The organism is Flavobacterium sp. 25HG05S-40, from assembly GCF_052654735.1.
Genome location: NZ_CP199750.1, coordinates 1,728,605 through 1,752,219, shown reverse-complemented (window position 1 = coordinate 1,752,219; position 23,615 = coordinate 1,728,605). Strand labels below are relative to the sequence as shown.

The window sequence follows — 23,615 nt, the reverse complement described above, 5'->3', positions numbered from 1 at the left end:
TATTCTAGTTCAAAAAATATTGGCTATTTTAGTGCACACAATTTGCAACTATCATAGCCAATTTCTTTTATGGATATTCAAAAAACGATTCAGGATTTACGTGAGGAACTCAATCAGCACAATCACAACTATTATGTGTTAGATACGCCAACGATAAGTGATTTTGAATTTGATCAAAAACTCAAAGAGCTTCAGGAATTAGAAGCACTGCATCCTGAATTCTTCGACGACAATTCGCCTACACAAAGAGTGGGTGGCAGTATTACCAAAAACTTCAACACTGTTGTTCACGATTATCGCATGTATTCGTTAGACAATTCGTATTCAAAAGAAGACTTAATCGATTGGGAAAATCGTATTCAAAAAATGCTCGGTAATGTTCCTTTACAATATACTTGTGAATTAAAATACGACGGCGCATCGATCTCAATAACATACGAAAACGGAAGGTTGCAACGTGCCGTTACGCGTGGAGATGGTTTTCAGGGCGATGATGTGACTACCAATATCAAAACAATAAAATCAATTCCACTTCAACTAAAAGGCAATTACCCAGAAAGATTTGACATTCGAGGGGAAATTATACTTCCGTTTGAAGGTTTTGAAAAAATGAACCAGGAACTTATTGAAATTGGAGAAACACCTTATTCTAATCCGAGAAACACAGCGTCAGGAAGTTTAAAATTGCAAGACAGCGCTCTAGTGGCCAAACGTCCTTTGGAATGTTTATTATATTTTATAGTTGGTGCTAATCTCAATATCAAAACACAATTTGAAGGCTTGGAAGCTGCCAGAAAGTGGGGATTTAAAGTTCCGAAAGAAGCAAAATTGATGGCTTCTATGGAAGAGGTTTTTGACTTTATCAATTATTGGGATACACATCGTCATAATCTGCCGTATGAAACGGATGGTGTTGTTATAAAAGTCAACGATTTTCACCAACAAGATGAATTGGGTTACACGGCTAAATCCCCGCGTTGGGCCATTGCTTATAAATTTAAAGCGGAACAAGTCAGTACCGTTTTGGATTCGATTTCGTATCAGGTTGGAAGAACTGGCTCGATAACGCCGGTTGCCAATCTGAAACCGGTTCAATTAGCCGGAACTATAGTAAAACGGGCTTCTTTGCACAATGCTGATCAAATTGAAAAACTGGATATTCGAATTGGTGACACCGTTTTTGTTGAAAAAGGAGGCGAGATTATTCCGAAGATAATCGGAGTTGATTTTACTAAACGAAATCAGCATTCTCAGCCTACAACCTACATCACACATTGTCCGGAATGCAACTCCGAGTTGATTCGAATAGAAGGTGAAGCGAATCATTATTGCCCCAATTTTTATGGTTGTCCACCACAAATTATTGGAAGGATTCAGCATTTCATCTCACGAAAAGCCATGGATATTGAAGGTCTTGGTGGAGAAACGGTTGCTTTACTGTTCCACAATCATCTGGTAAAAGATTATTCCGATTTATACGAACTTACCGTGAAGCAAATTTTACCATTGGAACGAATGGCTCAAAAATCGGCAGAAAACTTAGTTAACGGAGTGCAAAAGTCGAAAGAAGTTCCGTTTGACCGTGTTTTATATGCATTGGGAATTCGGTATGTCGGTGAAACTGTTGCTAAAAAGTTGGCTAAACATTATAAAACCATTGAAGCACTTCAAAATGCCTCGTTAATGGATTTGATTTTGGTAGATGAAATAGGAGAGAAGATAGCACAAAGCGTGATGGAGTTTTTTGATAATCCAGAAAATGTTAAAGTTATAGCAAGGTTGAAACAATTTGGTGTTCAATTGGAATTGGTTGAAAAATTCAATCCAAATGCAACTAACAAACTAGAAAGCAAAACCTTTGTCGTTTCCGGCGTTTTTGAAAAATTCTCGCGAGATGAATTGAAGAAAGCTATTGAAGATAACGGAGGAAAAGTCGGAAGTACTATTTCTGCCAAAACGGATTTTGTTGTCGCTGGAGATAATATGGGACCAGCAAAACTCGAAAAAGCCCAACAGTTAAAAGTGCCCATTATATCGGAAGATGATTTTCTCCAAATGATTAACTAATTAAAAAAGTCGTAGTAAATTAACATTATTCAAAATAAAATGTTAATTTTATTGGGGTTTATAGCGCTATAATGGTTAATGTCAGTTAAAATCTCTAATGATGCAAAATGATTATTTGGAAGATTTGAAGAATAATAAAGTTGCAACTGTTGTATTGCTGTTCTTTTTTGTGGTTTCATTTGCTGAAATTATAGCTGAATATTTCGAAAACAAACTTCTAGTTTGGATGACCAAACCGTTGATTCTTCCTTTGTTGCTATTTTACTATTTGAAACGCTCCAAAAAGGTGAGTCCGTTTTTTGTTATTGCATTAATTGCTAGTTGGATTGCCAATATGCTATTCATACAAAACACAATTGACTTTATATTTTACGGAGTCCTTTTCTTTATAATTTATCGAATTTTAATCATTTACATCATAGTAAATAAGGTTAAAATGCCCAATTCGATTCCGCTTATTTTAGGCGCTACGCCTTTTATTTTTTTATACACTATAGTTACCTTATACACATACGACATATTAGGAGACAATGTTTATCTGTTTTTATTTCAGGGAGTGTTTACAATTTTTTTAGGTGGATTTAGTTTAGGAAATTACATTATGGTTTCGAGTAAACCTAATACAATATTGCTTATCAGCACAATGTTGATGACCTTTAATCAGTTTATATTTTTATTGAAATTATATTGGACAGAGGTCAATGTATTGCAAGCCACGGCAATGTTGCTGTTTGTTTTTGGCCAATTTTTATTAACAAAATACATGTTTTATACGGAGAAGAATAAGCAGCGATTAGAAATCATTAATAATTTAAGAGAAGAACTATAATTGCATAATAAGAGTAACATAGTAACCCCTTTAACTATAGGCTATTTTACAGTCGCATTTGTTGAAATCCTTGCAGAGTATTTTGCTAGTAGGCAATTGATATGTATTTTAAAACCAATATTACCACTGATTTTAATTCTTCTGTATTATATCGAATCTGACAAGAAAGAAGTGCTTTTCATCATGGCATTGCTTTTGTCATCGATAACCAATGTTTTGTTTATTCCCAATTCGCCTACCTATTTATTTTATGGTGTTTTAGTCTTTACATTACATAGAATCATCAGTATTTACCTGATTTTTAAGTATCAGAAATTGAAAGATTATATTCCGATTCTAATTGCAACCGCGCCTTTTTTATTAATATTCTTCTATTTATTCTCGGAAACAATTGAAATTCCAGCGAATAGTATCTACTTACTTATCTTTCAAAATCTTTTGATTTCACTATTTGCCGGTATTGCCTTGTCGAGTTATGTGATGCATGATAATAAGCAAAACTCCATATTGTTGATTAGTGCTTTGCTTTTTGTGATGCTGCAGTTTGTAATTTTTATCGAGAGGTATTTTTTAATTGACGAATTTGAACAATTATTCAGGCCATTAGCTATGGCGCTTAATGCTTTGGCCTTTTTCTCATTCTACAAATTTATTGTCACTGCAGAGAAATCAAATAATAATAGCTTTTCCTGAAGTAATTTTAGAGGCATCAGTATCAAAGTAAAAATCAATCCGACCAAGATTGATGCCATAACATCCAACCTGATTTACTAATACGTCGTTTCCTTCAGCATTTTTTATAACTGTTGGTTTGTCTAAAAAAGTGTGCGTATGTCCACCAATAATCAAATCGATATCTTTAGTTACTGTAGCTAAAATGGTATCGCAAATTTTATTGGGTTCGTCTTTGTATTTGTAGCCTAAGTGGGAAAGACAAATTACTAAATCACATTTCTTTTCATGCTTTAGAATCCTGGCCATGTCCTGCGAAATTCCGATAGGATCATTGTAAACTGTTTCTTTGTAATTTTTTTTATCTACTAAACCATCTAAACCTACTCCAAGACCGAAAACACCAACTTTAATTCCGTTTTTGTTAAAGATTTTATAAGGCTTCACATGACCATTCATGATAGTGTTTTTGAAATCATAATTAGCAGAAACAAATTCGAATGTAGCATTAGGTAACTGATTGTATAAACCTTCGATTCCGTTATCAAAATCGTGATTCCCAATTGTGGCCAAATCGTATTGCATCATACTCATCAGTTTGAATTCCAGTTCACCACCATAATAATTAAAATAGGGTGTACCTTGAAAAATATCGCCGGCATCAAGCAACAATACATTGGGATTCTCTTTTCTGATGGTTTCAATCAAAGCGGCCCTTCGAGCAACACCACCCATATTAGGATTTTTAGGATGTGTTGGTGGAAAAGGATCAATATAACTATGAACATCATTGGTGTGAAGAATAGTCAGGTGTTTCGTTGCAGCCGATGTAAAGCTGCTCAAAGACAGACCTCCTAAACCTAAGAATGCGGAAGTAAAGGCAGTGTTTTGTATAAAATCTCTTCTTTTCATTTATGCGGAATGTATTTTATTCTTTTGTAATCCTAATGTCTTTATTGGCAACAATTGTTTTGTTTTCCTTAAAATAATCAATGATGATGTTACGAAGTTTGTATTCTAAATCATAATCTTCAACACCTTTTTTAAAGAATAACATATTATCACCACCGTTGGATAAGTAGTCAGAGGTCACAACATAATACACTTTATTGGTGTCGACTGATTTTCCGTTTATTAAGATGTCTTTTGGCTGATTGCTTTTGTCTATTGCAAAGGTTAAACCTTTCAGTGGATGTGGTTTTTTCTCGGCAATGATATACGTTACTATTTCTAAAATTTGTTCCCCTTTGAGGCCAATTACGATAGCGCTATTTTCAAAAGGCATTACTTCATAAGCAGTTCTGGCAGTAATATTTCCTTTGGGGATAATGCTTCGAATACCACCGTGATTGAGCAGACAAATATCAATTGATTTTTTTTCTCGTAGTTGAAAGACCTTATTGGAAGCTTCAAAAGTAATATCGGCAAGAAAATTGCCCATAGAAGTTTGCCATTCACCCGATTTGTCTAAAGTTTCAGGTGCATTCGACAAAATCTTACTCAAATCTTCATCAATTTTATTTCGGTAAGGCTTGATAAAGTTTTCTATTTCAGTAACTTCAGAGTTCTTATCGGTTATACCTATTTCTTTACCTTCAATTTTAGTAATTGTGTATTTTTTTTCGGCACAGGATATAACAAAAATAAATGTTAATAATAAAACAAAATGCTTTACTACACCGTTATAGTTTTTTAGTTTTACCATCGCTTTTGGCGCTAATTTTAGTAAATTTGTAATTCAAGTAAAAGTAGTATGTTTTTAAATTATTTAAAGGATTTTTCAACAAAAAAAATAGTTAAGAATAGTTTATCAAATGTTAAACATACCGCATCAGATAAAATAATTACAACCGTTGGGATCATTTTTGATGAAACCTATTTCAATGAAAGAGAAGCCTTAGTCGTTGAATTGATTAACAACGGAATTGCAGCACAAAATATTAAAGTTCTTGTTTTCAAAGATAAAATAAAGAAAAACGAAACCTTTGATTATGATGTTTTTAGTCATAAAGATTTAAGTTGGCGCGGAACAGTCGAAAAAAAGGAAGTTAAAAATTTCATAGCCGAACCCTTTGACTTGCTCATTAATTACTATGACACCGAAAAAGTAGCTTTACTTTTGGTTTCGCATTTGTCAAAAGCAAGTTTTAAGGTTGGTTTCGCTTCTATTGACAAAAGACTGAATCATTTTATGATTGATACTAATGCCGAGAACTACAAAGTCTTCATGGACGAATTATTCAAATATTTAAAAATACTAAACAAAATATAACATGCAATCATTAATAGGAACTGGAGTTGCGCTTGTTACACCGTTCAAAAAAGATTTTTCAATAGATGTTGATGCTCTAAAAGCCATCGTAAACTTTCAAATAGATAACGGAATAGATTATTTAGTGGTATTGGGAACTACTGCTGAAAGCGCTACGCTGTCAAAAGCTGAAAAGGACATCGTTATCACTACTGTAATTGAAGCTAACAAAAGTAGATTGCCACTAGTACTAGGTGTCGGAAGTTATAATACTGCTGAAGTTGTTGAAGAAGTAAAATCTAGAGATTTAAAAGACTTCGTAGCCATACTTTCAGTTTCGCCTTATTACAATAAACCAACTCAAGAAGGCATTTATCAACATTTTAAAGCCATTGCAGAAGCTTCTCCAATTCCGATAATTTTATACAATGTTCCTGGAAGAACGGCCAGCAATATGTTGCCAAGTACAATCATCCGATTAGCCAACGATTTTAAAAATATAGTCGCCGTAAAAGAAGCCGCAGGCGATATTGTTCAAGCGATGAAATTGATTCAGGATAAACCAAAAGATTTTCTGGTAATTTCAGGCGATGATATGATAACGTTGCCAATGATTTTAGCTGGTGGTTCTGGTGTTATTTCGGTTATTGCCGAAGGTTTTCCGAAGCAATTTTCAGAAATGGTGCATCTTGGTTTGAATAAAAGAGTAGAGGAAGCCTATAAATTACACTACCTTTTAGCAGACTGTATTGACTTGATATTTGAGCAAGGAAACCCGGCCGGAATCAAAGAAGTCTTTAAAACGCTCGGTTTGTCTGATAATGTTGTTCGTTTACCTTTAGTAAATGTCGATGAAAATTTAGCAAATCGTTTGAAAAACTTCACCAATAAAATATCAAAAATGTAGTTTTTCTGACAGCAAAAAAAATATTTTGTATTCTACAATTAATAACTAAATTTGCAGTTGCTTTTTAAAAGACAAAATGTCCTTGAATTCAGCTGAATTAAATAATAAAATGAAGAAATTTTTAGTACTGTTCACCGCATTGTTATTGTTATCGTCATGCAGCGAATACCAAAAAGCATTAAAATCTGAAGATGTTGCCGTTAAATATGCGTCTGCAGAAAAAATGTATGAGACCAAAAAATACGGAAAAGCAATAAGATTATTTGAACAAATTGCACCAACATCTAAAGGAAAACCATCTGCTGAAAAAATGTTTTACATGTACGCTCAGTCATTGTATAAAACAGATCAATTCTACTTGTCAGGATATCAATTCGAAAGTTTTGTTGCCAGCTATCCCAAAAGCGAAAAGATTGAAGAAGCTTCCTTTTTAGGCGCCAAATCCTTTACATTTTTGTCTCCAGTTTACAGTTTAGATCAAGTAGATACTTATAAAGCTATTGACAAACTACAAAATTATATAGATGCCTATCCTGAAGGTCAAAATTTAACGGAAGCCAATAGTTTGGCAAAAGTTTTAAGAGAAAAATTAGAAAAGAAAGCATACGAGAACGCCAAGATTTATCATAACATTTCAGATTACAAAGCTGCAATAGTGGCGTTTGATAATTTTTTAATCAATTATCCTGGAACATCATACAGAGAGAAAGCACTATATTTCAAATTTAATGCAGCTTATTTATTAGCCATTAATAGTGTTCCGTCAAAAATGAAGGAGCGACTTGAAAACGCGAAAACTGCTCATGCAGGTTTGATGAAGTTTAAAGCTGATACACAATACAAAGGTAAAGCTGACGAAATGTTGGCTCGAATTGAAAACGATTTAAAACAATATTCTAAATAAAAAAGTCATGGATTTAAAAAAGACGAATGCACCAGTAAACACGATTACTTATAACAAAACTGTTATTGAAGAACGTACTGGCAATGTTTATGAGGCAATTACAATAATGGCTAAAAGAGCAAACCAAATTAATTCAGAAATTAAAAAGGAATTGACTGAAAAGTTAGAAGAATTTGCTACTTATAACGATAGTTTGGAAGAAATTTTTGAAAACAAAGAGCAAATCGAAGTTTCTAAATACTACGAAAAATTACCAAAACCACACGCATTGGCTGTTCAAGAATGGCTTGATGACAAAATTTACTACAGAGATACTACAAAAGACTAATTTAAGATGTCTGTTTTAAGCGGTAAAAAAGTACTACTAGGCGTTTCAGGTGGAATTGCCGCATACAAGACAGCTTCATTAGTTCGATTATTTATAAAAGCAGGTGCACAGGTCCAAGTGATTATGACACCTGCTTCTAAGGATTTTGTAACGCCGTTAACTTTATCCACACTTTCCAAAAATCCGGTCCATTCTACTTTTTATAATGAAGAAGACGATAATGCCGAATGGAACAACCATGTCGAATTAGGGCTTTGGGCTGATATAATGCTTATTGCTCCCGCAACAGCGAATACGTTGTCCAAAATGGCCAATGGCAATTGTGACAATCTTTTGATAGCGACGTATTTATCAGCAAAATGCCCTGTTTATTTTGCTCCGGCAATGGATCTGGACATGTATAAACATCCGTCTTCTATTTCCAGTTTTACGCTTTTGCAACGATTTGGAAACATTATGATTCCAGCCGAATCAGGCGAACTAGCCAGTGGACTATCTGGGGAAGGAAGAATGGCAGAACCTGAAAATATTATTACTTTTTTAGAAAAGGATTTGGAAAGTAAATTACCCTTAAGAGGAAAAAAAATATTAATAACAGCCGGACCAACATACGAAGCTATAGATCCCGTTCGCTTTATAGGCAATCATTCTTCTGGGAAAATGGGTTTTGATATTGCAGAAAGAGCAGCCGAATTAGGGGCGTCAGTAATGTTAATTTCGGGGCCTACACACTTGAATGTAAAAAATTCCGTTATAGATTTAGTGAGAGTTACATCAGCACAAGAAATGTATGACGCGTGCCACCTTCATTACAGGAATGTTGATGTAGCCATATGTGCAGCCGCGGTTGCCGATTACAAACCAAAATTTGTTGCTGAACAGAAGATCAAAAAAGCAGACGCTTCCTTATTTATTGAGCTTGAAAAAACAAACGATATTTTAGCTTCCTTGGGAAAAATGAAGAAGCAACAATTTTTGATTGGCTTTGCATTAGAAACCGAAAATGAAATTGAAAATGCCAAGTTGAAAATTCAGAAAAAAAACTTAGATTTGATTGTTCTAAATTCCCTTCAGGACGAAGGTGCAGGATTTGGGAAGTCAACCAACAAAATAACGTTCATCAATAAAGATTTTGTTGTAGAACCAATGGATTTAAAATCAAAAGAATTGGTAGCGACCGATATAATGAAAAAGGTAATTTCATTTTATGAAATGAGCACAAAGAGTGAGTAGTACTTTACTAATTAGTTCTAATGCGAATTCCATGTGACAAATAAAAAAACAATATAAAAATATACATGAAAAAAATAGTTAGTTTTCTTTTATTGCTTTTTGTTGGAGTAGTACAGGCACAGCAATTGAATTGTTCTGTTCAAATTAATTCAGATAAAATTGCAACCACTAATAATCAGATTTTTAAGAATTTACAAACATCTATAACTGATTTTGTAAACAAAACAGATTGGACAGGAGAAGAATACAAACAGCATGAAAAAATAGACTGTTCCATGGTTATAATTGTTAATACTTATGATTCTAATCAGTTTTCAGCCACCTTACAAGTGCAGTCAACTCGTCCGATTTTTAATTCTACTTATGCTTCTCCAGTTTTCAACTTCAACGACAATGATTTCAGTTTTCGTTATATAGAATTTGAAAATCTACAATTTAATCCCAATAGTTTTGACTCTAATTTGGTTTCAGTTTTGGCGTATTATAGTTATATGATTCTAGGATTTGACGCTGATACCTATTCGTTAATGGGAGGTACCAAAAATTATGAAACAGCACAACAGATAATGAATGTGTCACAACAAAGTGGTTACAAAGGCTGGAGTCAGTCAGACAATAATCAGAATAGATATTTCTTAGTAAGTGATGTGTTATCTGGAACATTTGATGCTTACCGAGAAGCTTTGTATCAGTACCACAGAGAAGGTTTAGATTTGATGAGTTCCGATCAAAAAGGAGCTAAAGAGAAAGTGATGGTTTCTGTTAATACACTTACTAAAATATATAAAGTTCGCCCTAATGCTTTTTTAACCAGAGTATTTTTTGATGCTAAAGTTGACGAGTTAGTATCTATTTTATCTGGAGGACCAAGAGTTTCAATGACTGAAACTATTGACGCACTTAATAAATTGTCTCCACTGAATGTAAGTAAATGGTCAACGATTAGGTTATAATTAGTATCTTTACTTTTTAAACTTAGCTTCATTTCCTATACATGATTACTTCATTATCCATTGAAAATTTTGCTTTAATAGAAAAATTAAATATCGATTTTTCTAACGGTTTTTCCATAATAACAGGAGAAACAGGTGCAGGAAAATCAATACTTCTAGGAGCTTTAGGTTTAGTTTTAGGAAAACGAGCCGATTTAACTTCGCTAAAAAACAAAGAAGAAAAATGCATAGTTGAGGCTAATTTTTCTATTGCCAAATACAATCTACATACCTTTTTCGAGAGTAATGATTTGGATTATGAAGATGATACAATAATAAGAAGAGAAATTCTACCTTCCGGAAAATCGCGAGCCTTTATAAATGATAGTCCGGTAAATCTTCAACAATTGCAGGAATTAAGTTTTTATCTGATCGATGTACATTCGCAACATCAAACTTTAGAATTATCCGAAGAAGATTTTCAATTTAAAATTCTAGATGCTATTGCTGCTAATCAAAATTTATTGTTAGAATATGTTGCAATTCTGAAAAGATATCGCTACTCAAAATCGTCTTTAGAGGCAAAGAAATTAAGCCTTTCAGAGGTTTTAAAGGAGAAAGAATATAATGAATTTTTATTCCAAGAATTGTATGCTGCCCAACTTAAAGAGGGCGAATTGGAAGAATTAGAGCAGCAATATCAAGCGCTCAGTAATGTCGAATTAATTACAGAAAATCTCGATAAGCTTTTGTCGATTGCTAATGAAGAAGAGTTCGGAATAGTGAAAAGCTTAAAAGAGTTTAAGAGTATCCTTCAAAAAAACGTTAGTTTCTCTACTGAATACCAATCACTTTCAGAGCGCGCCACTAGTATTTTGATTGAATTTGATGACATCGTTAAAGAATTAAATCGGGAATCTGAATTGATAAATAACGATCCGGAAAAACTTGAAGCTGTCAATCAAAAATTACAATTGATTTACAATCTTCAAAAAAAACATAATGTACTGACCATTGAAGAACTTTTAGCTATTCAATTACAATTAGAAGGGAAAGTGGTTTCGGTCGCTGCTTTGGAAGATGACATTCAGAAATTAGAAATAAATCTTCAGGAATTAGATGTAGCGCTTGGCCATATTGCATCAAAAATAAGCCAAAGTAGGAGAGAGGCTGTAGCAGGATTATCAGACAAATTGATCGCTATTTTGAATCAACTGGGAATGCCTAATGTTAGATTTAAAATTGAAATTGAAAGCTCAAACACTTACAAAGACAATGGAAAAGACACCATTCAATTCTTATTTTCCGCCAATAAAGGAACTGATTTTGGACTGCTAAAAAAAGTAGCTTCAGGTGGAGAAATGTCGCGAATCATGTTGGCTGTAAAGTCAATTTTATCACAATATTCTAAATTACCTACAATCATTTTTGATGAAATTGATACTGGAGTTTCAGGAGAGATTGCAAATAAGATGGGAGAAATAATGAAAGACATGAGTAAAACGATGCAGGTTTTTGCGATTACGCATCTTCCACAAATTGCCGCAAAAGGAGCTACACATTTCAAGGTATATAAAACTGTTACTGGCGAAAATACAGTTTCAGAATTGAAATTATTAAATGTAGAAGAACGAATTGCTGAAATCGCAGAAATGCTTTCAGGAAAAGATATTTCAGATTCAGCAATGAATCATGCGAAAGCATTACTAAATTAAATTCCTATTTTACTATTTTTGTAACAAATAAAAACTAATAAAAACACTAATGATATGATTATTGAACCAAGAATGCGGGGATTTATATGCTTAACTGCACATCCTGAAGGCTGCGCTCAAAATGTTAAAAATCAAATTGACTATGTAAAATCTAAAGGTCATATTGATGGTGCCAAAAAAGTATTGGTTATCGGTGCTTCCACTGGTTTTGGTTTAGCGTCTAGAATTACAAGTGCATTTGGTTCAGATGCCGGAACTATTGGTGTTTTCTTTGAAAAACCACCTTCAGAAGGGAAAACCGCTACACCAGGTTGGTATAATTCAGCAGCTTTTGAAACAGAGGCACAAAAAGCGGGTTTATATGCAAAAAGTATTAACGGTGATGCCTTTTCAAATGAAGTTAAACAACAAGCTATTGATTTAATTAAAGCTGATTTAGGACAAGTGGATATGGTTATTTACAGTTTAGCTTCGCCAGTAAGAATGCATCCAATTACTGGAGTTTTACACCGTTCTGTCTTAAAGCCAATTGGACAAACATTTTCTAATAAAACAGTTGATTTTCATACCGGAATTGTTTCGCAAGTTAGTATCGAACCAGCTAATCAGGAAGATATTGACAACACTGTGGTGGTAATGGGTGGCGAAGATTGGGCTATGTGGTTGGATGCTTTGAAAGAAGCAAATGTATTGGCAAATGGCGCTACAACAATTGCTTATTCCTATATAGGACCAGAAGTAACTGAAGCAGTATACAGAAAAGGAACAATTGGTCGTGCTAAAGATGATCTAGAAGCAACGGCATTTAAGATAACTGATAGTTTAAAATCTTTAAATGGCAAAGCGTATGTTTCTGTTAACAAGGCTCTTGTAACTCAAGCCAGTTCTGCAATTCCAGTTATTCCATTATATATTTCTCTATTATATAAAATTATGAAAAAGGATGGCGTTCACGAAGGTTGTATAGAACAAATTCAAAGACTTTTTGAACAACGATTGTATACTGGAAATGAAGTGCCAACCGATGAAAAAGGAAGAATCAGAATTGATGATTGGGAAATGAGAACTGATATCCAAGATAAAGTTAAAGAATTATGGAGTAAGGCCACAACTGAAAATTTAACCGAGATTGGAGATTTAGAAGGATATAAACAAGACTTTTTAAATTTATTTGGTTTTGGCTTTGACCATGTAAATTATAAAGCTGATTCCAATGAATTAACTATGATTAACAGTATTGAAAACTAAACAACCTCAATTTTAAAACTGAAACAGGTTAAAACTCACAATTTATTTGTGAGTTTTTTTATTTATACTTACTTTTATAGCAATTAACTTTTTAAACATTAATCTTTATGAAAAAAATTACTTTATTATTCCTATTTTTTCTAGGAACGATTTCTGCTACATATGGGCAGTTATCTCAAAACTTTGAGGGAGCTTTTCCACCAACTGGTTGGACTATTGAATCAACAAATCCAACGAATACTTGGAATGCACAAACTATTGGCTTGGTAGGACAAGGAGCACAAGTAAATTGGATAGCAGAGGCACAAGATGAATCGTTAATATCACCTGTTTTTACTGTACCTTCAGGGTCTCCAAGTTTGAAATTTAAAGTGTCATTAAGTTATTTTTGGGCAGTTACACCAAATAATAATTATGATGCTAGTGCTTCAATTTCAACAGATGGTGGAACCACATGGACAGAACTTTGGAATGAAACTGCATTAGGTGTTTTTACAAGTTTTACAGTCTATGACATCGATATACCATTGTCAACTTATGCGGGACAAACAAATGCTAAAATCAAATTTCAATACGTTGGAAATGACGGTGCAGATTTATATTTAGATCAAGTTGCTATTGATGTACCTCCTGCAGTTGCTCCAGATTGTGCTACCTTAACTGCGCCTGCTAATGCAGCTACTGGCGTTGTTTATTCTGCACCTGTTGTTTTAACTTGGGATGCCCCTACAACAGGTGGTCCAGTTGATTCTTATGATGTATTTTTAGATACTAATGCAACTCCAACAACTTTATTAGGAAATCAAACCGCCGTAACTAGATCAGTTACAGGATTATTACCTTCAACTACATACTATTGGCGAGCAGTCCCTAAGAACGCAGCCGGTTCTGCTGCTAGCTGTGCTATTTTTAGTTTTACTACTTCTGCTAATCTTTTTGCTCCTTATTGCGGGCCTGTTGATTTTACTTTAAATGTTGAACCAATTACTTTAGTAAATTTTGCTGGAATTAATAATGTAACATCAGAAGTTTTGAACGGAACTCCTGATCATGAATTATTCACAACGCCAACAGGAAATGTAACAGCTGGTAGTGCTTATACAATCACTTTAAAAGGAAATACTGACGGAGCAACTTTTACAAATCGTTTTATGGTATATGCTGACTGGAATCAAGACGGAGATTTCGCTGATACTGATGAGGCTTATACAATAGCACAAACAATAACCGGTTCAACAGGGATTGATGCTATTCAGGCTACTCAATCACTACAAGTTCCTCCAACAGCTTTAGTTGGAAATACTCGTTTACGTGTTAAGAAAATATTCGGTACAACTAACTACGCAGACCCATGTCTTGGTACAGGTTATGGTCAAGTTGAAGATTATACAATTGCTGTTGCTGCTGCTCCTTCTGATTTACCTGATTATGCTAATTTACAGTTTCCAGCAACCGCTACTTTTGCTCAAGGTGGTAGTGTAACTGTTTATGGTCAAGTTTATGAAGGTGGTTTAACTGATGTTGCACCAAATATTGTTGGACAAGCTCCTGGTATTCAAGCTTGGATTGGAGTTAGTACAACAAATACTAATCCAAATACTTGGACAACTTGGACACCTGCAACATGGAATTCAGGAAACGTTAGTAATAATGACGAATATCAATTAAGTATTGGTACTGCTTTGGCTCCAGGTACATACTACTATGCTACTCGTTTTCAATTAAATGGTGGAGTATTCGTTTATGGAGGAATAAATGCAAGTGCACCTAATAATGGAAATTTTTGGGATGGAGCTACATTTGGGAACGGTGTTTTAACAGTTACCGCTCCATTACCTCCTGCAAATGATGAGTGTGCTGGTGCTACTGCATTAACTCCTGGAGGAGTTTTTGCTGACAACGCTATTACAACTACAAATCTAGCAGCTACAAATACTGATGCATCAACACCGTCTTGTCAAACTAACTTTGCAAACAATGTTTGGTATAGTGTTGTAGTTCCTGCTTCAGGATCAATTACAATTGAAACTCAAGCTAATGCAGGTTCTGGATATACTGACAGCGTTATTAGTGTATTTTCTGGAACATGTGCTTCATTAACTGAAGTTGATTGTAACGACGATACCGTAGGAGGAAATAATTTCTTTTCTACACTTAATTTAACTGGTCAAACACCAGGAGATACATTGTTGATTTCAGTTTGGAGATTTAGTCTAGGGACTGGTGTTGATGGTACATTCAAAATATCAGCATACGATGCTTCTTTAGGAAATGGTACTATTGATAATGCTAACTTTGCATTCTATCCAAATCCAGTTACTTCTGTTTTAAACTTATCTTATAACAAAGAAATTTCTAATGTTGAAGTATTCAATTTGTTAGGTCAAAAAGTAAGTTCAAATGTATTTAATGCTACAGATGCTCAGATTGACATGACAAACCTTTCAAACGGTGCTTACATGGTAAAAGTAACATCTGAAAATGTTGTAAAAACAATAAGAGTTATCAAACAGTAATTTTTACTGTAACTCAAAAAGTAAAACCACCTATTTTATAGGTGGTTTTCTTTTTTATAAAACTTATCTTTGTTGAAATTTATGTTATGTATTTTTCAATCATTATTCCTGTTTACAATAGGCCAGATGAAATTCGAGAGCTTCTAGAAAGCCTTACGGTTTCGGATTATAAAAAAGAATATGAAATTGTAATTATAGAAGATGGCTCCACAAAAGTTTGTGAAAATGAAGTGACTGAATTTAGCAATAAACTAAACATATCCTATCATTTCAAACAAAACTCTGGTCCAGGAGATTCAAGAAATTATGGAATGAAAGTGGCAAAAGGTGATTACTTTATCATTTTTGATTCAGATTGCATTATTCCAAGACACTATCTTTCCGATGTTGAGAATGAACTAACAGCAAATTATGTAGACTGCTTTGGTGGCTCTGATGCAGCATTAGATACTTTTTCCGATATTCAGAAAGCCATAAACTTTGCAATGACTTCTTTTTTAACAACGGGTGGAATTCGTGGCGGTTCTGAAAAGCTGACTAAATTTCAACCAAGAAGTTTTAATATGGGAATTTCTAAAATAGCATTTGAAGAATCGCATGGATTCGGAAACATTCATCCAGGCGAAGATCCGGATTTATCAATTAGGCTCTGGAAAATGGGGTATAAGACCCGATTATTTGCAAAAGCTTTCGTGTATCACAAACGTAGAATCGATTGGGATAAATTTTCGATTCAAGTAAATAAATTTGGTAAAGCTCGACCAATATTAAACAGTTGGTATCCTGAATATAGTAAACTGACTTTCTTCTTTCCATCAGTTTTTGTTGTCGGTTTTATAATTTCTATCCTCTTTTTATTATTTTCTCTTTGGTTTCCAATTTTATGCTATGCGCTTTATTTCTGTACCGTTTTTATCTTCTCATCATTAGAGAATAAAAGCATCAAGATTGGTTTCCTGTCCATAATAGCAGTTACAAAACAGTTCTTTGGTTATGGAATAGGTTTTTTGGAATCATACCTAAAAATCATTGTTTTAAAACAAAGACCTGAACAAGCATTTCCCGAACTTTTCTTTAAGACAAAATCATGACTAAAGTAATTGGACTAACAGGCGGAATCGGAAGCGGAAAGACTATTGTTGCCAAGTATATAGAATCCTTGGGAATTCCTGTTTATATTGCAGATGACGAAGCCAGAAAGCTCATGGATACAAAGGAAATAATTGATTCGGTTTCAGAAGCTTTTGGAAGTCAAATTTTAGAGCATGGTAAAATTAATAGAACAGCATTAGCAAAATTAGTTTTTAATAATTCCGATAGACTAGAAAAGTTAAACAGCATCATACATCCTAAAGTAAAACAACACTTTGATACTTGGCTTGATACACACAAAAAGTATCCTTGGGTAGTTAAAGAGGCTGCCATTTTATTCGAATCCGGGAGCTATAAAGGCTGCGATGCCATAATCACAGTTACGGCACCATTAGAAACCCGAATTCAAAGGGTAATGGAACGCGATAAAACAGACAGAGAATCAGTATTAAAACGAATACAGAGTCAATGGACTGACGAACAGAGGATTGCAAAAAGTACTTACGTAATTCACAATATTTCTCTTAAAGAAACCCACAAAAAAATCAATCAAATCCTTAATTTATTAACAAATCAATAATTTATATTCGAGATGTTAATGTTTGGTTAATGTATTTATTGTATAAATGTTAAAATGTTAAATTTGTATAATGAATAAATTGTTTTTCCGCTTACTAGTCATCTTAATGAGTTTATCCTTGATAGGCATAATTCTTGTTCAGGTATATTGGTTTGATAAATCTTTCGAAAATAACGAAGAGCAATTTAAGTATCATGTAAAACAAGTTCTCGGAAGTGTCGCTGACAAATTACAAAAGCAAGAGCAATACACTTATTATGAGATGTACAACCATCTAAAAGATAGTATTGGAAAAGCTCCTCAAAAAAGTGATTTCTTAGAATTTGGTTACTATCAACGTGATTCCAGAACCAATGAAACGATAATATATTCTAATAGTATCATTTCTGAAGATTACGGAATTTCGGGTTCGTTCTTTGATAAAAAATTAGACAGCGTAAAACTAAAAAATTTCTCAGCCAAAAGAAAAACAGAGATTTATAACGATAACATTGACAACTCGAACATAAGACAATCGGTTACACCGGATCTTAAAATTGAAAAATCTGGGCGTTTAGATTTATTAGATAACGCACAATTTGAAATAGTGTATAAAGATATTGCCGCTGTAAAGCCAATACAAGAGCGAGTTTCCAATGAAAAAATGCAAAAGCTTCTTTCTGACGAACTCAAAAATTATGGTGTTAAAACTCCTTTCGAGTTTAATATTTACAGTAATGGTTTGGCAACAAAAATAAAGTCGGAACGATTCAAGTATGACAAACAATCTACTTATTCCATTCCCATATTTATTGATAACGATGGAAATAATAAGTATCAATTGTTACTGACTTTTCCGCAAAAGAAAAAGTTCTTATTCTCTGAATTAATTGGGATTTGCATATTGTCCATCATATTCACGCTTATCATTATTATAGCTTATTCTAGTGCGCTGAATCAATTAATAAAACAACGTCAGATTTCTGAAATAAAAACGGATTTCATCAACAATATGACGCACGAATTCAAAACGCCTATTGCAACCATTAATCTTGCGTTAGACGCCATCAGAAATCCAAAAGTCATTGAAGATAAAGAAAAAGTGCTTCGATATTTGCAAATGATAAAAGATGAAAACAAACGAATGCATGCTCAGGTCGAAAATGTATTGCGCATTTCAAAGCTAGAAAAGAAAGAATTAGATATTACAAAAGAATCTAACAACATTCACGACATCATTGAAGACGCCATTGAACATGTGAATTTGATTGTAGAGGATAGAAACGGAACGATTACAAAGCATTTTAATGCAACACGAAGTTCTGTCTTGCTGAATGATGTTCATTTCACCAATGTAATCGTAAATATTTTAGATAATGCTATCAAGTATTCACCGGAAGAGCCAATCATTGATGTCGAGACAGAAAATGTTAAAGATTTTATCATCATAAAAATTAAAGATCAAGGTTCTGGAATGTCCAAAACGGCTCAAAAAAGAATTTTTGAAAAGTTTTATCGGGAACATACTGGAGATTTACACAATGTTAAAGGTCATGGTTTGGGTTTAGCCTACGTAAAACGAATCATAGATGACCACAATAGCCAAATATTTGTAGAAAGTGAAAAAGGAAAAGGCAGCACATTTATTATTAAAGTCCCACTCATAAATTAAAAAAAAAACAACAATTACTATGGAAAACAACAAAAAAATATTACTCGTTGAAGACGATCAAAACTTCGGAATAGTTTTGAGAGAATTCCTGACTCTAAACGACTTCGAAGTCACCTTGGCCAAAAATGGTATGGAAGGTTTCGAAAAGTTCAAAAAGGACAACTTCGATTTATGTATCCTAGACGTGATGATGCCTTACAAAGATGGCTACACGTTGGCAAAAGAAATCAGAGAGAAAAACAAAGACGTACCCTTGATTTTCCTGACGGCCAAATCCATGAAGGAAGATGTCTTAAAAGGTTACAAAGTGGGCGCTGATGATTATTTGAACAAACCTTTTGATTCCGATGTGCTATTGATGAAAGTAAAAGCCATCATCCAAAGAAAAGCCGCAGAAAACAAAAACGAACCTGCTAAATTTGAGTTTCAAATTGGTAGATTCCTGCTGAATTCTAAACTTCGTTATCTAAAATTAGATGACAATGAGCCGATCAAATTGTCTCCAAAAGAATCCGAATTACTGAAAATGATGGCGACTTATGAAAACGATTTGATGCCAAGAGAATTAGCTTTAACCAAAATTTGGAGAGAGGATAACTATTTCACTTCCAGAAGTATGGATGTGTATATTGCCAAATTACGTAAGTATCTAAAAGATGATCCTAACGTAGAAATTCTAAACATTCACGGTGAAGGTTTCCGATTGGTAATCAAAAAATAATAAGTAAAGCTTCAGGAAACTGGAGCTTTTTTTTTGAAGCTAATCCGGCTTTACGTTACAATCTCTACGAGGATTTTCACTGCAATCCGGGCTAGGGCAATGGCGTTTAACTCCAATTCAGTTGTAAAGCGAAACAAGTCTTTGTAGCAGTAGTTATCGTAAATAGCATTGGACTGTCAGCACTACTCTTGTTTATGGAAACGGTTTCATTCAAAGAAACTTCTTTTAAATAATTCATCTCAAAACTTTCCAATCTTTGCGAAAGCACTAGTTGTGTTTCGACATAATCCAAGCACCATTCTAAGTATTTGACACTATTGGCGTGGTTAACAACATCCAAGTCGGAAAGCAGAATCTGCTTTTGAAAAACCAAATCCAAATCGGAACTCGTATCAATTTTGGAAAACGAGCTTACCGTAGCTCGATCATTGGGGAATTTTTCGAAATGTTCGTGTGGCAAAGCTAAACTTTCAGGACGACGCGTGTTGGTATTGAAAACAGCCCAAAAGGTTTCACAACCTACTATCTTTTCATTGCCAACATAAAGTTCCAAACAGCGAACTGATCTCGAATTTTCGAGCGAATTGATCCAGGTTTTTACCGTAACCACATCGCGCCATTTCGGTAAACGCTTAATTTCAACACGCATTCTGCTCAAAACCCAAGCCTGATGATGCCACTGCATATCCGAAAAACTAATACCACCCATTTCTGCATGCACTCCAGCTGTCAATTGCAAAACATTACACAAATCGGTGTATTTTAAATAACCATTGGGATAGCATTGTAGAAAATTGATTTCCCAGTCTTTAAGTAGAATAGAGGTGAAGTCAGTTGAAATAGGCATTGGGAGAACTATGATTTAGGATTTAAGATTTGTGATTTTGGAATTGATGTAGTCAATAATAGTCTTTCTTTCTGTTACATAATCAAACCAAATAGAATGCTCTGTTCTTTTGAACCACGTTAACTGGCGTTTTGAGAATCTTCGAGTGTTTTTTTTAATCTCTTCAATGGCAAAATCTAACGAAATCTTTCCTTCAAAATAATCAAACAACTCACGATAACCCACAGTTTGCAATGCATTCAATTGCTGATGCTCAAATAAACTTTCAGCTTCTTTGACCAAACCTTCCTCAATCATACTATCAACTCTTTGGTTGATTCTTTCGTACATAATGGCTCGTTCAGCTTCTAAACCAATGATAATAGGAGTGAAGTTTCGTTGGTTTTTTTTCTGATTCAAAAAGGACGAATACGGTTTTCCTGTGGCAAGACAAACCTCGACAAAGCGTTTCATTCGCTGTTGATTTTGCAATGTCTGTGGATTTTTGAGTGCAATATTGAGGTAATATTCCGAGTCTAATTTCTGTAACTGTTGCTGTAAGTAAGTAATTCCAAGTTCTTCAAAGTCAGCATTTAATTTTTTTCTAATAGCATTGTCAATATCAGGAAAATGGTCAAAGCCTTTCAAAACAGCATCAACATACAATCCAGAACCGCCCACCATAATTTGAATGTTGTTTTTCAAAAATAATTTGTCCAATTGCATAATAGCTTCCTTTTCGAAATCGCCTACCGTATAATGTTCAAAAATCGATTTGTTTTGGATGAAGTGGTGTTTAGCAGAAGCTAATTCGGATGCATTGGGAACCGCAGTTCCGATGCGCATTTCCTTAAAAAACTGTCGACTGTCGCACGATAGAATATCACAACCAAAATGTTGCGCCAAAGCAATACTCAAGGAAGTTTTTCCTATAGCTGTTGGACCAATAATTGTGATTAAATAGTTCAATATGACCTTTTTTTAGCCCCGATAAGAGCAAGCTACCGTGTAGCGCGGATAGCGGGATACAGCTTCAAAAAATTAAAATTTTATGATCTTGATTACTTTATTTTTTCTCAAATACCCCTGAATAATAGTTCGTGTATCGCGGTTGTTTTGCATCGGAATGATGATGTTTTTCAGGATTTCGATGTTGTTCACTTGATAGTTCAAATCATAAAAACAGTAGCCTTTATAAATGCCGTTTTCAATCAATACAGCACTGCGTTCGTCTATGCTTCGTCCTCGATCAATAACCACCATATTATCGTTTTCAAACTTCATTTCCTGAATAAATTCTTCTACACGTTGGTTATATATTTCAGCAGATTCTTTACCTAAGCAAGCACCGTTACATTCTTTTATTTTGTATTGAAAACAACCGTTTTGGGTTTCGTATAACTCGTTCAGTTTTTGACAAAGATTGTATTTTTCGGTGATTTTAAACAGGGCATTTTTACCTTCTTGAATAGAGGTAAAGGAGGTGATTTCCTTTTTGCGTCCGTCGGCTTTCTGAAGTTTTAGATTGATATAGCCATTGGCATCCTTTTCTTGATACAATGCCCATTGGAAAATGGTTTTACGCTGTGCTCGGTTATAAATAGGCTTGTTGATTTTGATTTCTTCGCTTTCTTTCAATAAAGCAATCAATTCACTGCCTGTTTCCTCATAAGTCACGGCAAAAACTTCGCGTTGAATCTTTTTACATTTACTCGAACTTCCCGTAAAATGTTGATTGATGCGTTTTTTGATATTTCGGCTTTTACCAATGTAGATTAAATCGCCCTTTTCATTATGAATGTAGTAAATTCCGGTTTTAGAAGGCAAGCTTTCAACGATATCCAATAGTTTTGGCGATAATCCTTTTTTGATTTCGGCTTTGATGAGACTGATTAAGATTTCTTTTTTGACATCTTTTTCCAAAAGCATTTTAAACAGTTTTACTGTCGCCAAGGCATCGCCACTTGCCCGATGTCTGTCGGTTACCGGAATTCCGAGTGCGCGAACGAGTTTACCCAAACTATAAGAAACTTGTCCCGGAATTAATTTTTGAGACAATTCGACCGTACATAAGGTTGGCTTGATAAAGTCATAACCCAATCGACTAAATTCGGTTCTTAATATTCTGTAATCAAAAGAGGCGTTGTGTGCCACGACAATACAATCTTGCGTAATCTCAATTATACGTTTGGCAATCTCGTAAAATTTAGGAGCGGAGCGCAACATGGCATTGTTGATTCCGGTTAGTTTTACAACAAAAGGCTGAATTGGCTTTTCGGGATTTACTAAGCTGATAAACTGATCTACAATTTCATGACCGTCAAATTTATAGATAGCAATTTCCGTAATGCCTTCTTCATTAAATTGACCTCCAGTTGTTTCTATGTCTAGTATTGCGTACAAATCAGTTCTCGGTTGGTAGTTATTGTTTGCAGATAATTAAACTCATTTTCAAATTTTCAAATTGACACAATTTCAAATTATCTCCCGCCAAAGATACTACTTCCAATCCGAACCATCGTACTGCCACATTCGATTGCGAGCTTATAGTCGCCAGACATTCCCATGGAGAGTATTTTAAATTTTGAATTTTGAATTTTGAAGGTATCAAATACGGATTTTAAGTATTCGAATTCTTTCTTGATTTGGGTTTTATTGTCAGTAAATGTCGCCATTCCCATTAGCCCAATAACGTTAATATTTTGCAAGGATTTGAATTCCTCCGAGTTCAGCAGCTCCTGTAATTCTTTTTCATCCAAACCGAATTTAGATTCTTCCTCGGCAATATAAATTTGCAGTAAACAATCAATGACTCTATGGTGTTTAGCAGCTTGCTTGTTGATTTCTTCCAGTAATTTAAGACTATCGACACCGTGAATCAAATGCACGTATTCAGCCATATACTTGACTTTATTCGTTTGAACGTGTCCAATCATATGCCACTGAATGTCTTTGGGCATTTGTTCCCATTTATCGGTCATTTCCTGGATTTTATTTTCGCCAAAAATGCGTTGTCCGGCGTCATAAGCTTCCATTAAATCGGATACAGGTTTGGTTTTGGAAACGGCAACAAGCGTTACATTTTCGGGTAAAGAGGATTGTATTTGAAGTAGATTTTCTTTTATTGACATTTCAATTTTTTC

General features: G+C 34.2%; 22 protein-coding genes. 16 read left to right on the top strand and 6 right to left on the bottom strand.

What is annotated here, in order from left to right:
• Window positions 1-69 precede the first annotated feature (69 nt).
• From ligA to ACULEU_RS07560, 3 genes are all read left to right on the top strand, one after another.
• Window positions 70-2,067 carry an NAD-dependent DNA ligase LigA gene (gene ligA, locus ACULEU_RS07570; RefSeq protein ID WP_445451995.1) on the top strand — a complete coding sequence of 666 codons (1,998 nt, stop codon included), beginning with the start codon at window positions 70-72 and terminating at the stop codon, window positions 2,065-2,067.
• Window positions 2,068-2,167: 100 nt separating this feature from the next.
• The gene (locus ACULEU_RS07565; RefSeq protein WP_445451994.1) at window positions 2,168-2,896 is read left to right on the top strand and encodes a lysoplasmalogenase family protein; all 729 of its coding nucleotides are present in this window, start codon (window positions 2,168-2,170) and stop codon (window positions 2,894-2,896) included.
• 96 nt (window positions 2,897-2,992) lie between these two features.
• Window positions 2,993-3,589, top strand: coding sequence for a lysoplasmalogenase family protein (locus tag ACULEU_RS07560; protein WP_445451993.1), 597 nt, complete (start codon window positions 2,993-2,995; stop codon window positions 3,587-3,589).
• On the opposite strand, the gene ACULEU_RS07555 is transcribed toward ACULEU_RS07560, so the two are convergent.
• Both ACULEU_RS07555 and ACULEU_RS07550 read right to left on the bottom strand, forming a co-directional pair.
• Entirely contained in the window at window positions 3,566-4,480 is a 915-nt protein-coding gene (locus ACULEU_RS07555) for a bifunctional metallophosphatase/5'-nucleotidase (RefSeq protein ID WP_445451992.1), read from the bottom strand. The two genes, ACULEU_RS07560 and ACULEU_RS07555, sit on opposite strands and share 24 nt — an antisense overlap.
• Window positions 4,481-4,496: 16 nt before the next feature.
• Complete coding sequence (locus tag ACULEU_RS07550) at window positions 4,497-5,273, bottom strand: 5'-nucleotidase C-terminal domain-containing protein (RefSeq protein ID WP_445451991.1); 777 nt, start codon at window positions 5,271-5,273, stop codon at window positions 4,497-4,499.
• 48 nt (window positions 5,274-5,321) lie between these two features.
• Between ACULEU_RS07550 and ACULEU_RS07545 the strand changes: the two genes are divergently transcribed.
• The 13 genes from ACULEU_RS07545 (at window position 5,322) to ACULEU_RS07485 (ending at window position 19,646) form a co-directional block, all read left to right on the top strand.
• Window positions 5,322-5,840, top strand: coding sequence for a DUF6913 domain-containing protein (locus ACULEU_RS07545; RefSeq protein WP_445451990.1), 519 nt, complete (start codon window positions 5,322-5,324; stop codon window positions 5,838-5,840).
• Between the two features lies 1 nt (window position 5,841).
• Entirely contained in the window at window positions 5,842-6,726 is an 885-nt protein-coding gene (gene dapA / locus ACULEU_RS07540; RefSeq protein ID WP_445451989.1) for a 4-hydroxy-tetrahydrodipicolinate synthase, read from the top strand.
• Between the two features lie 109 nt (window positions 6,727-6,835).
• On the top strand, window positions 6,836-7,630 hold the full coding sequence (locus tag ACULEU_RS07535) for an outer membrane protein assembly factor BamD (protein ID WP_445451988.1): 795 nt from the start codon (window positions 6,836-6,838) through the stop codon (window positions 7,628-7,630).
• A gap of 7 nt (window positions 7,631-7,637) precedes the next feature.
• Complete coding sequence (locus tag ACULEU_RS07530; protein WP_121313610.1) at window positions 7,638-7,958, top strand: DNA-directed RNA polymerase subunit omega; 321 nt, start codon at window positions 7,638-7,640, stop codon at window positions 7,956-7,958.
• A gap of 6 nt (window positions 7,959-7,964) precedes the next feature.
• Entirely contained in the window at window positions 7,965-9,191 is a 1,227-nt protein-coding gene (gene coaBC / locus ACULEU_RS07525) for a bifunctional phosphopantothenoylcysteine decarboxylase/phosphopantothenate--cysteine ligase CoaBC (protein WP_445451987.1), read from the top strand.
• 65 nt (window positions 9,192-9,256) lie between these two features.
• Window positions 9,257-10,144: a type IX secretion system protein PorD gene (gene porD, locus ACULEU_RS07520; RefSeq protein ID WP_445451986.1), complete on the top strand. Its 888-nt coding sequence runs from the start codon at window positions 9,257-9,259 to the stop codon at window positions 10,142-10,144.
• 41 nt (window positions 10,145-10,185) lie between these two features.
• On the top strand, window positions 10,186-11,838 hold the full coding sequence (gene recN, locus ACULEU_RS07515; RefSeq protein ID WP_445451985.1) for a DNA repair protein RecN: 1,653 nt from the start codon (window positions 10,186-10,188) through the stop codon (window positions 11,836-11,838).
• A 54-nt stretch (window positions 11,839-11,892) separates the two neighbouring features.
• Complete coding sequence (fabV, locus tag ACULEU_RS07510) at window positions 11,893-13,086, top strand: enoyl-ACP reductase FabV (protein WP_445451984.1); 1,194 nt, start codon at window positions 11,893-11,895, stop codon at window positions 13,084-13,086.
• Between the two features lie 107 nt (window positions 13,087-13,193).
• Window positions 13,194-15,602, top strand: coding sequence for a GEVED domain-containing protein (locus ACULEU_RS07505; RefSeq protein WP_445451983.1), 2,409 nt, complete (start codon window positions 13,194-13,196; stop codon window positions 15,600-15,602).
• 86 nt (window positions 15,603-15,688) lie between these two features.
• Complete coding sequence (locus tag ACULEU_RS07500) at window positions 15,689-16,693, top strand: glycosyltransferase (protein ID WP_445451982.1); 1,005 nt, start codon at window positions 15,689-15,691, stop codon at window positions 16,691-16,693.
• The gene (gene coaE, locus ACULEU_RS07495) at window positions 16,690-17,274 is read left to right on the top strand and encodes a dephospho-CoA kinase (RefSeq protein WP_445451981.1); all 585 of its coding nucleotides are present in this window, start codon (window positions 16,690-16,692) and stop codon (window positions 17,272-17,274) included. Before ACULEU_RS07500 ends, coaE begins: the two co-directional genes overlap by 4 nt.
• Window positions 17,275-17,344: 70 nt before the next feature.
• A complete protein-coding gene (locus ACULEU_RS07490) occupies window positions 17,345-18,925 on the top strand; it encodes a sensor histidine kinase (protein WP_445451980.1) in 1,581 nt (526 codons plus the stop codon).
• Window positions 18,926-18,944: 19 nt separating this feature from the next.
• The gene (locus ACULEU_RS07485) at window positions 18,945-19,646 is read left to right on the top strand and encodes a response regulator transcription factor (protein WP_445451979.1); all 702 of its coding nucleotides are present in this window, start codon (window positions 18,945-18,947) and stop codon (window positions 19,644-19,646) included.
• A gap of 106 nt (window positions 19,647-19,752) precedes the next feature.
• On the opposite strand, the gene ACULEU_RS07480 is transcribed toward ACULEU_RS07485, so the two are convergent.
• The 4 genes from ACULEU_RS07480 to ACULEU_RS07465 form a co-directional block, all read right to left on the bottom strand.
• On the bottom strand, window positions 19,753-20,493 hold the full coding sequence (locus tag ACULEU_RS07480) for an acyl-[acyl-carrier-protein] thioesterase (RefSeq protein WP_445451978.1): 741 nt from the start codon (window positions 20,491-20,493) through the stop codon (window positions 19,753-19,755).
• A gap of 15 nt (window positions 20,494-20,508) precedes the next feature.
• Window positions 20,509-21,441, bottom strand: a complete 933-nt coding sequence (gene miaA / locus ACULEU_RS07475) for a tRNA (adenosine(37)-N6)-dimethylallyltransferase MiaA (protein WP_445451977.1) — start codon at window positions 21,439-21,441, stop codon at window positions 20,509-20,511.
• Between the two features lie 72 nt (window positions 21,442-21,513).
• Window positions 21,514-22,875 (bottom strand): exonuclease domain-containing protein, encoded by a 1,362-nt coding sequence (locus ACULEU_RS07470; RefSeq protein WP_445451976.1) that lies wholly within the window; start codon window positions 22,873-22,875, stop codon window positions 21,514-21,516.
• 77 nt (window positions 22,876-22,952) lie between these two features.
• On the bottom strand, window positions 22,953-23,603 hold the full coding sequence (locus ACULEU_RS07465) for a YggS family pyridoxal phosphate-dependent enzyme (protein ID WP_445451975.1): 651 nt from the start codon (window positions 23,601-23,603) through the stop codon (window positions 22,953-22,955).
• Window positions 23,604-23,615 lie beyond the last annotated feature (12 nt).

Excerpts from the sequence above, each read along its gene's own strand:
- ligA (WP_445451995.1), top strand. The coding sequence starts at position 70 with ATGGATATTCAAAAAACGATTCAGGATTTACGTGAGGAACTCAATCAG.
- ACULEU_RS07565 (WP_445451994.1), top strand. The coding sequence starts at position 2,168 with ATGCAAAATGATTATTTGGAAGATTTGAAGAATAATAAAGTTGCAACT.
- ACULEU_RS07555 (WP_445451992.1), bottom strand. The coding sequence starts at position 4,480 with ATGAAAAGAAGAGATTTTATACAAAACACTGCCTTTACTTCCGCATTC.
- ACULEU_RS07550 (WP_445451991.1), bottom strand. The coding sequence starts at position 5,273 with ATGGTAAAACTAAAAAACTATAACGGTGTAGTAAAGCATTTTGTTTTA.
- ACULEU_RS07545 (WP_445451990.1), top strand. The coding sequence starts at position 5,322 with ATGTTTTTAAATTATTTAAAGGATTTTTCAACAAAAAAAATAGTTAAG.
- dapA (WP_445451989.1), top strand. The coding sequence starts at position 5,842 with ATGCAATCATTAATAGGAACTGGAGTTGCGCTTGTTACACCGTTCAAA.
- ACULEU_RS07535 (WP_445451988.1), top strand. The coding sequence starts at position 6,836 with ATGAAGAAATTTTTAGTACTGTTCACCGCATTGTTATTGTTATCGTCA.
- ACULEU_RS07530 (WP_121313610.1), top strand. The coding sequence starts at position 7,638 with ATGGATTTAAAAAAGACGAATGCACCAGTAAACACGATTACTTATAAC.
- coaBC (WP_445451987.1), top strand. The coding sequence starts at position 7,965 with ATGTCTGTTTTAAGCGGTAAAAAAGTACTACTAGGCGTTTCAGGTGGA.
- porD (WP_445451986.1), top strand. The coding sequence starts at position 9,257 with ATGAAAAAAATAGTTAGTTTTCTTTTATTGCTTTTTGTTGGAGTAGTA.
- recN (WP_445451985.1), top strand. The coding sequence starts at position 10,186 with ATGATTACTTCATTATCCATTGAAAATTTTGCTTTAATAGAAAAATTA.
- fabV (WP_445451984.1), top strand. The coding sequence starts at position 11,893 with ATGATTATTGAACCAAGAATGCGGGGATTTATATGCTTAACTGCACAT.
- ACULEU_RS07505 (WP_445451983.1), top strand. The coding sequence starts at position 13,194 with ATGAAAAAAATTACTTTATTATTCCTATTTTTTCTAGGAACGATTTCT.
- ACULEU_RS07500 (WP_445451982.1), top strand. The coding sequence starts at position 15,689 with ATGTATTTTTCAATCATTATTCCTGTTTACAATAGGCCAGATGAAATT.
- coaE (WP_445451981.1), top strand. The coding sequence starts at position 16,690 with ATGACTAAAGTAATTGGACTAACAGGCGGAATCGGAAGCGGAAAGACT.
- ACULEU_RS07490 (WP_445451980.1), top strand. The coding sequence starts at position 17,345 with ATGAATAAATTGTTTTTCCGCTTACTAGTCATCTTAATGAGTTTATCC.
- ACULEU_RS07485 (WP_445451979.1), top strand. The coding sequence starts at position 18,945 with ATGGAAAACAACAAAAAAATATTACTCGTTGAAGACGATCAAAACTTC.
- ACULEU_RS07480 (WP_445451978.1), bottom strand. The coding sequence starts at position 20,493 with ATGCCTATTTCAACTGACTTCACCTCTATTCTACTTAAAGACTGGGAA.
- ACULEU_RS07465 (WP_445451975.1), bottom strand. The coding sequence starts at position 23,603 with ATGTCAATAAAAGAAAATCTACTTCAAATACAATCCTCTTTACCCGAA.